Source organism: Mycobacterium sp. 1165178.9 (assembly GCF_001673555.1).
Lineage (GTDB): Bacteria > Actinomycetota > Actinomycetes > Mycobacteriales > Mycobacteriaceae > Mycobacterium.
Window position 1 is genome coordinate 1 of the sequence record NZ_LZMB01000121.1, and the last position, 10,133, is coordinate 10,133.

Below are 10,133 nucleotides of genomic sequence, written 5' to 3' on the forward strand. Positions count from 1 at the left end.
GGCCGGCGACACGGTGTTACGGGTGGCCGGAATCGTCAACGGCACAACCAATTACATCTTGTCCGCGATGGACGACACCGGCGCCGACTACGACTCCGCGCGGGCCGAAGCCAGCGCGCTGGGTTACGCCGAGGCCGACCCCACCGCCGACGTCGAAGGCTACGACGCGGCGGCCAAAGCTGCGATTCTGTCGTCCATCGCGGACAAGATGTAATTGGTTGTGCCGTTGACGATTCCGGCCACCCGTAACACCGTGTCGCCGGCCAACGACTGTGTCAGCGGACGGATTACGGGGATGGCGCCGGCGACGGCCGCCTCGAAATACAAGTCGACATGCGCACTTTCGGCAGCCTGAGCCAACTCGCCGGTGGAGGTGGCCAGCAGGGCCTTGTTCGCGGTGACGACCGATTTACCGTGCTCGAGGGCGCAGAGGATGGCCTTGCGGGCGGGCTCCACCGGCCCCATCAGTTCCACGACGATGTCGACGTCCTCGCGCGCGGCGAGTTCCTCGATGTCGTCGGTGAGCAACTCGACGGGGACACCGCGGCCCTCGGCGACACGGCGCACTCCGACGCCGCGCAACACCACGGGTGCGCCGACACGAGCGGCGAGGTCGTCAGCGCTGTCCTCGATGATTCGGACAACTTCGCTGCCGACGTTGCCCAACCCGAGTACCGCTACACCGACCGGCTTTTCGTCACGGGGCACAGTTCACCTCACTTCCAGACTCAATAGATCGTCGACCGTCTCACGACGCAGGACTAGACGCGCGCGACCGTCGCGCACTGCGACGACCGCGGGGCGGCAGATCATGTTGTAACGACTCGACAAGGAATAACAGTAGGCTCCGGTGGCGGCCACCCCGATCAGGTCGCCCGGTCGCAGGTCCCCGGGGACCCACGTGTCGCGCACCACGATATCGCCGCTCTCACAATGCTTTCCGACGATACGGGCCAGCTCGGCCGGTGCATCGCTGAGCCGTGAGACCAGGCGGGCGTCGTACTGCGCGTCATAGAGTGCGGTGCGGATGTTGTCGCTCATGCCGCCGTCGACGCTGACGTAGCGCCGGTTCGCGGTTGCGCTCACGTCGACATCCTTGACCGTGCCCACCTCGTAGAGCGTGATGGTGCCGGGGCCGGCGATTGCGCGCCCCGGCTCCACCACCAGTCGCGGGGTCGGCAGCCCGACCGCCGCCGACTCGTTCCGCACGATCTCACTCAGCTTGGCGGCCAGCTCGCCCATCGGCGGCGGATCGTCGGCGGCGAGATAGGAAATGCCCAGTCCGCCCCCCAGATCCACGGTGGAGATCTGCGCGGCTTTCTCGACACCGAACTTTTCGACGGCCTGGTGTAGCAGACCGATGACCCGGCGCGCGGCGAGTTCAAAGCCGGCGACGTCGAAGATCTGCGAACCGATATGGCTGTGCAGACCCACCAACCGTAGGTTCTGAGTTCCGAAAACCCTGCCAACAGCGTCCAAAGCCGCACCGCTCGCCAACGACAACCCGAACTTCTGGTCCTCGTGTGCGGTGGAGATGAACTCATGGGTGTGCGCCTCGACACCGACCGTGAGGCGAACGAAGACATCCTGGACGATGCCCGCCTCCCCTGCGATGGCATCCAGGCGCTCGATCTCGACCATCGAGTCCAACACGACATGGCCGACACCGGCTTTGACGGCTGCCGTCAGCTCGGCAACCGATTTGTTGTTGCCGTGGAAGGTGATTCGTTCCGGCGGGAAGTCAGCGTGCAGGGCGACGGCCAGTTCACCGCCGGTGCACACGTCGAGTGATAGGCCTTCTTCGTCGATCCAGCGCGCTATTTCGCTACACAGGAACGCCTTGGCGGCATAGTGGACGTTTTTGCCATCGCCGAAGGCCGACGCGATTTCCCTACAGCGGGAACGGAAGTCATCCTCGTCGACGACGAACAGCGGGGTGCCGTACTCCTGGGCGAGGTCGGTCACCGCGACCCCCGCGATGCTGGCGACTCCGGTTTCGTCGCGAGCGGCGTTGCGAGGCCACACGTTCGGCGCCAGCAGCAGCAATTCCTCGGGGGATTGCGGGCGCAGCGGGCTTTCGGCGTGGCGGGTCTCTTCGGCGTGCCGAGGACCGGCCGGGTGAACGTTCACATTCGCTCCGGAGCAGTGACGCCCAATATCGCCAGCCCGTTGGCGATCACCTGGCGAGTCGCCTGGCACAGCGCCAGGCGCGCGGTGTGCAGATCGGTCGGTTGCTCGTCGCCCTGCGGCAAGACCCGGCACGAGTCGTAGAACCGGTGATAGTCGCCGGCAAGGTCTTCCAAGTATCGGCATACCCGGTGGGGTTCGCGCAGCGTTGCCGCCGTGTCAAGCACCCGGGGGAATTCGCCAATGGTGCGCAGCAGCGTCCCCTCCTTGTCGTGGCTGAGCAGCTCGAGGTGCCCGGCGTCGGGGATCAAGCCGAGTTCGGCGGCGTTGCGGGCCAGCGCCGAGAGCCGGGCATGCGCGTATTGCACGTAATAGACCGGGTTTTCATTCGACGCCGAGGACCACAGCGCCAGGTCGATGTCGATAGGGGTGTCCACCGAGGAACGGATCAGGCTGTAGCGCGCGGCATCGACGCCGATCGCCTCGACGAGGTCGTCCAGCGTGATCACCGTTCCGGCCCGCTTGCTCATCCGGACCGGCTGGCCGTCGCGGACCAGGTTGACCATCTGCCCGATGAGCACCTCGACGGCGGCGGGATCGTCGCCGAAGGCCGCCGCCACGGTCTTGAGCCGGGCGATGTACCCGTGGTGGTCGGCCCCGAGCATGTAGATGGCCAGGTCGAAGCCGCGCTGCCGCTTGTCCAGGTAGTAGGCGATGTCCCCCGCGATATAGGCCGGCTTGCCGTCGCTTTTGATGACGACGCGGTCCTTGTCATCGCCAAAGGCGCTGGTGCGCAACCACGTTGCGCCGTCCTTCTCGTAGATGTTGCCCGTTTCGCGCAGCCTGGCGATGGCCTGGTCGACCCGACCGCTGGTGTGCATCGAGTCTTCGTGGGTGTAGATGTCGAAGTCGGTGCCGAACTCGTGCAACGACTCTTTGATATGGCTGAACATCAGATCAACACCGATTTCGCGGAAGGTCTCGCGCATCTCGGTGTCGGGCAGACTCAACGCCTCTGGCGCTTTCTGCAGCACCTGGGCCGCGATGTCGTTGATGTAGGCGCCGGCGTAGCCGTCCTGCGGCGTGGGCTCGCCCTTGGCCGCGGCGATCAGCGAGCTGGCGAACCGGTCGATCTGGGCGCCGTGATCGTTGAAATAGTATTCGCGCACCACGTCTGCGCCCTGGGTGGACAACAGCCTGCCCAGCGCGTCGCCGACGGCGGCCCAACGGGTCCCGCCGATGTGAATCGGTCCGGTCGGGTTCGCCGACACGAATTCCAAGTTGATGTGGCGGCCGGCCAGCGCGTCGGAATGGCCGAAGCGGTCGCCGGCGTCGATCACGTTGGTGACGACGACGGCTTGCGCCGATGCCTCGAGCCGCAGGTTGATGAAGCCGGGTCCGGCGACCTCCGCGGACGCGATGCCGGCGGCCTGCGACAGCGCCCCGGCGAGCCATCCGGCCAGTTCGCGGGGGTTGGCGCCGACCTTTTTGCCCAGCTGCAGCGCCAGGTTGCTGGCGTAATCCCCGTGCTCGGGATTGCGGGGCCGCTCCACCGTGACCGTGTGCGGCAGCGAGGCAGCATCCAGCCCGCGCTCGGCCAGCACCGCGGCGGCGGTGGTCTTGAGCAGCTCAGCGAGGTCAGCGGGGGTCACGAACGTTCATCCTATTGGCTGGGGTGCCCCCGCCTCGAATCCATTGCGGTGGCCGGGCGGGAACTTCAATGCGTTAGTCTGTCCGTGCTTGTTCGAAAGCCCCATCGCGCAACAGGTATGTCGGTGCGCCCCCGTAGCTCAGGGGATAGAGCGTCTGCCTCCGGAGCAGAAGGCCGCAGGTTCGAATCCTGCCGGGGGCACCCCCTGACCAGCGAAGACGATAGCCAGTGCAAGATTTCGGGCGATACCTGACCGGCGTTTCACTCGGGCGGTCCGCGGTGATCCCGCCTGATCGAGGCGGTAGATGCGGCGGTTGAGAGGGTCAACGAGGTAGCGGGAAACATCGGATACCTAGGCACGCCTACGAGACTTGGTCACGCCCCCCGCTCTCTCCTGCGGCCCAGTCGCTATCGTTACGCTCCGCGGACGCGCGACATCGACATCGCCTGCTCCGAGCTACTTTTGGTGGCGGCTCTCGCTGGATGAGCGGCGGAAGTTGACGCGAAGCTGACCGCGCCCTGAATTCGGAGACTCGACTGGGGTAGACGCGCGGCGAGTTTCGGTGACAAGTCGCGAGGGTACGGGACGTGCATTAGAACCGCCGACGCCAACAAGAAGGTGCAAGACTCATGATTTCCGGCGCTGTTAGTTCGCTTGTCTGGATTTTGGTGCTCATCGCGATAGTTGCGGTGGTAATCACAGTCGCGCGCACGTTGTCAAGACCAGCGGCCGAACGCCCCGTGGAACGGCCGGTTGTCGAGCAGCCAGTGGTCCAGCAACAACCCGTCGCAACCAGCGGTTTAGCGCCTGGCTGGTATCCCGACCAGCAGGATCCACGCTTGATGCGCTATTTCGATGGTCGGGTTTGGACCGCGCAGACGGAGCCTCGTCAAGCGTAAGGCGCTGCCGTCAATAGATATGGCGTGCAACTAACGCTGCGCAGGACCGATGCGTCACTTGGCCCTAAGATTTGTCTAAGATTTGACGTTTGTCTGACAGTGTCTCGGGGTATTAACACTCGACGAAGTCTCAAGCAGGCGAGGACGAATGTCAGACCCATCGATAGTGGCGCGCGAAGTGGCCCAACTAGCCCCCAAGTACATCGCCAATGAGGTTAGTGTCTGCGCCGCGTGCGGCTATCCCACGCTCGGTTCTGATGTGTGTTATTACTGTCGGCCCCTGGTAGCGGCCTCACTCACCCCATTCCCGCGCACCCTGGCGGGGCCGAAGGGCACAGCACCAGGAGCTTCAGCTATCGCTCGCACGACCGCCAGGCAACCTCGCGAAGCGCACGCCGTCGCTGACCGTAGCTTGTCGGACGGCGCGGCCGGTACCTTCGCGGCGGCCGGCTGACTCGAAATGGCCTAGGGGTTGGTCCAAGATTGGCGCCAGCGCGAAGGCGATCTGCGCTAATGCCCGCGTCATGGCTGCACGGATAGCGTCGGTTGACGCCCGCAAGCCCCTTTCTTCGGGCAAATCCGACAACGATTGTGCGATCCGGATTTCACTAAGGAAATCCGGATGCAGCCTCTGGTACGTTCCCCGCGGTCATTCGCGGGTATTTGCATAGTCCTCGGTATGGCGTGAATATTTGCGCTTAATACTGACCGCCGATTTGAAAAGCGACCATTGCCGCTTGGCAGGTTTGGGTTCCTCGTCGATATGGCCTGCGCCGCTGCGATCGGGCGGGCAAGGGAAGAAGTTCACCCTACTGTGGAGAAGCACTGGCTCCGCCCAATAGTTCCTGTCCACCTTATCGATAAACCGTTGAGCCGCATGCAAATCTTCCATGACGTCTACCACGCGCTCGTTGCGGATATTGGTGTGCTCGACCGCCCATACCTCCGTGGGCCACTCCGTCGCGTACAACACCGTCATGGCGTTGGGCCGATCGCCACTGATTCAGCGCGTATGCTCGCCGATTCGTCCGGATTACTGTCTAGAGGTGATTGGCATGCTTTGTCGTAACAAGTCGAAGTTGTCGGGATGCCGTAGAAACCCAGCATAAGCAAAGTAGGCATCTCTTGGTGGGGGTAACCAGATGCTATGGACGCCGCTGAAATCACGGTCGCGAACCCTAGAGCGCCCGTCATCGCCATTTTCGTAACGTTCATTCGCTCACTGTAAGGACATAAATCGTCAGGCTCGCTGGCCGTGTTTTTTTCGTGACTTATTCGGAATGCTTCTTAGACACACGTATAGCGACTGCGGAAAAACTGATGTGCCGCCGGCCACTTCAGCTTCGTGCCAGCACGAACGCCTCGATCCGTCGATCTCCGGCCCGCACTTCGTACTTCCGCCAACCGGGATACAGCTCGACGCCTTTGGCCCAGATCTCGTCGCGCTCGCGTGGCGTCGCGAGCCGCGCGGTGGCAGGCCAGGTATCGCGGCCGATGGTGACCGTCGCTTCCGGATTGGCCCTCAGGTTGTGGTACCAGGCCGGATGCTTGGTACCACCGAAGTTGGAGGCGATGAGGCCTACGCCGTCCGGATGCGGGATGCCGTAGACAGCGACGGTGCGTGGTTCACCGGATTTGGCGCCCGTGGTGGTGAGCATGACCACCGGGACCCCGGTCGCGACCTCTGCGAAGCTGCGCCTACCACCGGTGACCTTGGTGACGAGGCGGTCGAGGTGGTGCGCGGTCGGGCGGAGAAGCGCCACGCCGACCGGCGTGGAGGCGAAGCGGCGCATCGTCCGATGAAAAACATTCGCATTATCAAACGATCGCCCTGGCATGGGGTCATTGTGGTCCCCACGCCCGTCGGCGAACAAGCAATCGCAAAAACGCACCCCACGCGTCACAACCGACGTTAAGCTGCTGGTCGTGGGCGTGAAGGTGTTCACTAACGGTCGCTGGCGATGGCTGGCGATCGTACTTTCGCTCGTCGTCTCCGCCGCGATGATCCACGCGCAGGGCACCAAGCCACGGTGCTGCGTCGAGACCCCCGCAGCAGCTCCCACCAGCAGTGCAGCGGCGGCTCCGCCACCTGCAAGCGCGCCGCGCGCAGCCAGTCCGGCCGAGGTGGAAGCCTTGACGGCGATGGCACCGCCCGCCCCTTCCGCCGGCACGCAATTTCAGCTCCCATTGCCCCGCGGCGTCGCGTCCGAGGAACGCTTGCAGGTCAAGACCATTTGGGCGGCCCGCGTCATCAGCGTGCTCTTCCCCCAGATCAAAACCATCGGCGGATACCGCGAGGACCCGTTGCCGTGGCACCCAAACGGGCTGGCGATCGACGTGATGATCCCGAACTTCCATAGTCCCGAAGGCATCGAGCTCGGCAACCAGATCGCGGGCTACGCCTTGGCGAACGCGAAACGATGGGGCATCAATCACGTGATCTGGCGGCAGAAGATCTATCCGGGCGTCGGCGGGGGCAACTGGATGGCGGACCTGGGCTCAGAGACCGCCGACCATTACGACCATGTTCACATCGCCACCGGCGGCGGTGGTTACCCGACCGGGCACGAAACCTATTACATCGCTTCGATGACCCCCACGCCGCGGGACTGATCGAGGCTGATCCGTCATGCCGGCCCGGCGGCGAACGCCGCCACGGGCATTTCGACGCTCCCCTGGCAGGGCCCGCTGTTGATGTCTGTGTGCCATGTCCCGCGTAGTGACCCATCGGGCTGCGGGGTGTAGTACGCCCACGACCTCGCGGGTGCCCACACCTTCGGAACCCCTTCGCCCATATAGCAATCCCATTGAAAATCGAAGCGCTCGACCCACTTGGCTCCGTCCCAGGTGTAGTGCGACGGCTGGGGCAGCGTCGGATTCTTCGGCGTGGGCCCGTTGGTAGCGGTGGCCACGCACGTGCCCGATGAGCATGCGGTGGTGAAGACGTAATCCGCACTGAAGGTCGGTTCGGCTTGTTTGGCGGCGACGCTGGTGCCGGATTTACTTACCGCATACCTGACCAGCGAGTATTTGCCGTTCCACGACGTTGACAGGGCATTCGCACCCACGCCGGGCGCCCCGGCGACCAACGCGGCGACGGCAGCAAGCATCGCAACTACCCGAAACCTCGGCCGCATTGCGTCAATGGTGGGCGTTCGATGACGCGGCGCGATCTCGGCGCGGACACGATCGCGGTGTCGTCGCGAGGATTATCACCCTCGCAGTAGGAACAACCCGTAGGCGGCGACCGACTGCGCGTCGGCGATCACTCCCCCGCGAATCATCTGCTCGACCTGCGCACGCGAAAACCACGCGCTGCGCATGTCCTGCTCCTCGTGCTCGCGTTCGACTGCTCCCTCGGCGATACCCGTGGCCAAGAAGACCCAGCCGCGTTGACTGGTCATTCCCGGAGCGACATCGAGCTGGCCGAGCGCCTCGAACGACGTTGCACGCAACCCGGTTTCCTCACGTAACTCGCGTTCGGCGAGTTCGGCCGGCTCGGCGTCGGCCAGATCGGGAGCGGTGCCTTGCGGAAATTCCCAGCGCCGCTCATCGAGGGGATAGCGAAACTGCTCGACCAACCGGAAGCGCTGCCCGTCGTAGGGCATGACGAGCGCGTAGGCCGGCTTGTCGACGACGCTGTAGATGCCCACGCTGCCGTCGGGACGACGGATGTCATCCTCTCGCAGCACCATCCACGGGTTCCGGTAGATCTCACGGCTCGCGAGGCGTTCGATGAAAGTCACGACGCCAGTATTGCCGTCAATACGACAACTCATCCGGTGGTTCAACGGGGACGCCAAGATCATATCCATGCGCGCGTTCTGGTCACCCACGAACGTTCCGGTCGTGCAGACCGGTCGGATGGCTCACCAATTCCTTTGGCCGACAGCCTAGCTCGGAATTCGGCCGAGGATGCCCTGCACGAGGGTGGTGGCGTCGTCGCCGAGGTCGCGTCCGATGACATCGACGTCGACAACGACGTTGGCCTTGGCCGCCAGGGCCCGCAGTGCGCTGGTGTGCTGGCGGCCGACGTCGGTGGTGCGCCCGTTGTCCTGCACCGTCCCCAGGGTGCTGCGCACCGATGTCACCGGGCCGGTTTGCACCGGTGTTCCGACGCTGTAGACACCGGACACGCCACCGTGCGAGTACGTCAATTGCCTTCCGGCGCAGCTGTTGATCTGTTTGGTGGCGCCGGCGACGAAAGCCTGTGCGGCCGCGGCGTTGTCGAATGTCGCGACGAACTCCGAAACCCCGTGCGGGAAACCAGTGGTGTGCTGACCCAAGTCCACGCCGTAGATGGCACGGTAACCGCTGTCGCGATAGGACGCCGTCAAGCCGTTGAACACCGCTTCGGTGCACTCCGGGGGGTCGAAGCTGTCGCCGGGTTGCAGGTCGTGCGTCTGGGTCCATGTCTTGTTGACGTACATGCCGGGCGCCTTGATGAGGCCGGCAACATCTTCCCCGGTGAGCACCAGCGACTGCAGGCCCTCGGGCGTCACCGACGGTTCCGCCGGCGCGGGCGTAGTGGCACTCGACTTCGGCGCGCCCCCGGCGGTGGTTCCCCCGGAGTGCGCCGTTGACTGGCCGGCGTGATCGTCACCGAGGGTCGCCCACAGCACCAGCGCCACCGCGGCGAGGACGGTGAAGGCGTACGACAGCGTCAGTCCAACCAGCGCGCGGTTGCGGCCGTGGTCGCCGCGCCGGCGGATATCTTTAAGGGCGAAGTGCCCCAACACCGCTCCGACCGGGGCCAGCAGAAACGCGAACACGACCGACAGCGTCGCCAGCGTGTTCACTTCGTCGGAGGGCGGGCGCTGGTGCTGTGGGCCCGGCGGCGGAGGCGGCGGTGCGCCGGGGTCGAAGGGGTTGGGCCAACTGGGGCCCTGCCAGCTAGCGGTCATGAGACCGGGTCGTAGTCACCAGTCGTGGCCTCCCCGTCGGACTTCGCGCGCTCGACGGCGAAGCACAAGATGTCGTGATCCTAAGTGAGGTTGACGGGCTTGAGAATTCAGCCGACCCATCCGTCGACCCCACCGCCTTTTCGCGCGTGATGAACCTAGTCGGTCAACCGTCTTCGCATTTCAGGACATGTCGCGCTGGCATCAATCGGCATAGTGCCCGATAGTCGAAAGCAACAAGTGAGCGCCGATGTCATCAGAGGTGGGGTTTATGCGTGACGACTCGCCACGCTGGAACAACCGCGATCGTGCCGAGGCCGCCGCGGTGGAGCGCGCATGAGCACGCGCCGCCACATCATCGTCAGCGGTGACGACGTGCTCGCGACCACGATCGCCGAGGAACTGAACCGCGCGGGCGCCACGATCGTCAAGCTGCACAGCGAGGAGCTCAGCGGTGCCGATCTTGCCCGCGCAAGCGCGATCGTGTGCGCGGGTGCTGATGACGCGAAGAATCTCGAAATCGCCTTACTGGCAAGGAAAACGAATCCCCACGT

The 10,133-nt window shown here is 64.5% G+C and carries 10 protein-coding genes, 1 tRNA gene and 2 pseudogenes; 5 read left to right on the top strand and 8 right to left on the bottom strand.

Annotated features, from left to right (window positions below):
• Window positions 1–22: 22 nt before the first annotated feature.
• Window positions 23–214 (top strand): hypothetical protein, encoded by a 192-nt coding sequence (locus tag A5652_RS26475; protein WP_369805757.1) that lies wholly within the window; start codon window positions 23–25, stop codon window positions 212–214.
• On the opposite strand, the pseudogene A5652_RS05925 reads toward A5652_RS26475, so the two are convergent.
• The 3 genes and pseudogenes from A5652_RS05925 to argS all read right to left on the bottom strand — a co-directional run.
• Window positions 163–708 (bottom strand): annotated as a pseudogene (locus A5652_RS05925) (homoserine dehydrogenase); the annotation flags it as partial. The gene A5652_RS26475 and the pseudogene A5652_RS05925 overlap by 52 nt on opposite strands.
• A gap of 3 nt (window positions 709–711) precedes the next feature.
• Complete coding sequence (gene lysA / locus A5652_RS05930; RefSeq protein ID WP_067347683.1) at window positions 712–2,130, bottom strand: diaminopimelate decarboxylase; 1,419 nt, start codon at window positions 2,128–2,130, stop codon at window positions 712–714.
• Window positions 2,127–3,779: an arginine--tRNA ligase gene (gene argS, locus A5652_RS05935; RefSeq protein WP_067347687.1), complete on the bottom strand. Its 1,653-nt coding sequence runs from the start codon at window positions 3,777–3,779 to the stop codon at window positions 2,127–2,129. The genes lysA and argS overlap by 4 nt, the downstream gene beginning before the upstream one ends.
• Window positions 3,780–3,906: 127 nt before the next feature.
• Between argS and A5652_RS05940 the strand changes: the two genes are divergently transcribed.
• Both A5652_RS05940 and A5652_RS28925 read left to right on the top strand, forming a co-directional pair.
• Window positions 3,907–3,979, top strand: a tRNA-Arg gene (locus A5652_RS05940).
• A gap of 429 nt (window positions 3,980–4,408) precedes the next feature.
• Window positions 4,409–4,678: a DUF2510 domain-containing protein gene (locus A5652_RS28925; protein WP_082983783.1), complete on the top strand. Its 270-nt coding sequence runs from the start codon at window positions 4,409–4,411 to the stop codon at window positions 4,676–4,678.
• 649 nt (window positions 4,679–5,327) lie between these two features.
• Here A5652_RS28925 and A5652_RS05945 read toward each other — a convergent pair.
• Window positions 5,328–5,657: a hypothetical protein gene (locus A5652_RS05945; protein WP_067347692.1), complete on the bottom strand. Its 330-nt coding sequence runs from the start codon at window positions 5,655–5,657 to the stop codon at window positions 5,328–5,330.
• 358 nt (window positions 5,658–6,015) lie between these two features.
• Complete coding sequence (locus A5652_RS05950) at window positions 6,016–6,516, bottom strand: nitroreductase family deazaflavin-dependent oxidoreductase (RefSeq protein WP_067347697.1); 501 nt, start codon at window positions 6,514–6,516, stop codon at window positions 6,016–6,018.
• An 88-nt stretch (window positions 6,517–6,604) separates the two neighbouring features.
• Between A5652_RS05950 and A5652_RS05955 the strand changes: the two genes are divergently transcribed.
• Window positions 6,605–7,291, top strand: coding sequence for a glycoside hydrolase (locus A5652_RS05955; RefSeq protein WP_067347714.1), 687 nt, complete (start codon window positions 6,605–6,607; stop codon window positions 7,289–7,291).
• Window positions 7,292–7,305: 14 nt separating this feature from the next.
• Here the strand turns inward: A5652_RS05955 and A5652_RS05960 are convergent, their stop codons facing one another.
• From A5652_RS05960 to A5652_RS05970, 3 genes are all read right to left on the bottom strand, one after another.
• Window positions 7,306–7,815: a hypothetical protein gene (locus tag A5652_RS05960; protein ID WP_232001100.1), complete on the bottom strand. Its 510-nt coding sequence runs from the start codon at window positions 7,813–7,815 to the stop codon at window positions 7,306–7,308.
• Between the two features lie 75 nt (window positions 7,816–7,890).
• A complete protein-coding gene (locus A5652_RS05965; protein ID WP_197513788.1) occupies window positions 7,891–8,457 on the bottom strand; it encodes an NUDIX domain-containing protein in 567 nt (188 codons plus the stop codon).
• A 114-nt stretch (window positions 8,458–8,571) separates the two neighbouring features.
• Window positions 8,572–9,582 (bottom strand): sensor domain-containing protein, encoded by a 1,011-nt coding sequence (locus tag A5652_RS05970; RefSeq protein WP_082983784.1) that lies wholly within the window; start codon window positions 9,580–9,582, stop codon window positions 8,572–8,574.
• Window positions 9,583–9,915: 333 nt separating this feature from the next.
• On the opposite strand from A5652_RS05970, the pseudogene A5652_RS05975 reads away from it, so the two are divergent.
• Window positions 9,916–10,133, top strand: a pseudogene (locus A5652_RS05975) (NAD-binding protein); the annotation flags it as partial.

Bases quoted from the DNA above. Each gene is read 5' to 3' on its own strand.
- A5652_RS28925 (WP_082983783.1), top strand. From the start codon at position 4,409: ATGATTTCCGGCGCTGTTAGTTCGCTTGTCTGGATTTTGGTGCTCATC.
- A5652_RS05945 (WP_067347692.1), bottom strand. From the start codon at position 5,657: ATGACGGTGTTGTACGCGACGGAGTGGCCCACGGAGGTATGGGCGGTC.
- A5652_RS05950 (WP_067347697.1), bottom strand. From the start codon at position 6,516: ATGCCAGGGCGATCGTTTGATAATGCGAATGTTTTTCATCGGACGATG.
- A5652_RS05960 (WP_232001100.1), bottom strand. From the start codon at position 7,815: ATGCGGCCGAGGTTTCGGGTAGTTGCGATGCTTGCTGCCGTCGCCGCG.
- A5652_RS05965 (WP_197513788.1), bottom strand. From the start codon at position 8,457: ATGAGTTGTCGTATTGACGGCAATACTGGCGTCGTGACTTTCATCGAA.
- A5652_RS05970 (WP_082983784.1), bottom strand. From the start codon at position 9,582: ATGACCGCTAGCTGGCAGGGCCCCAGTTGGCCCAACCCCTTCGACCCC.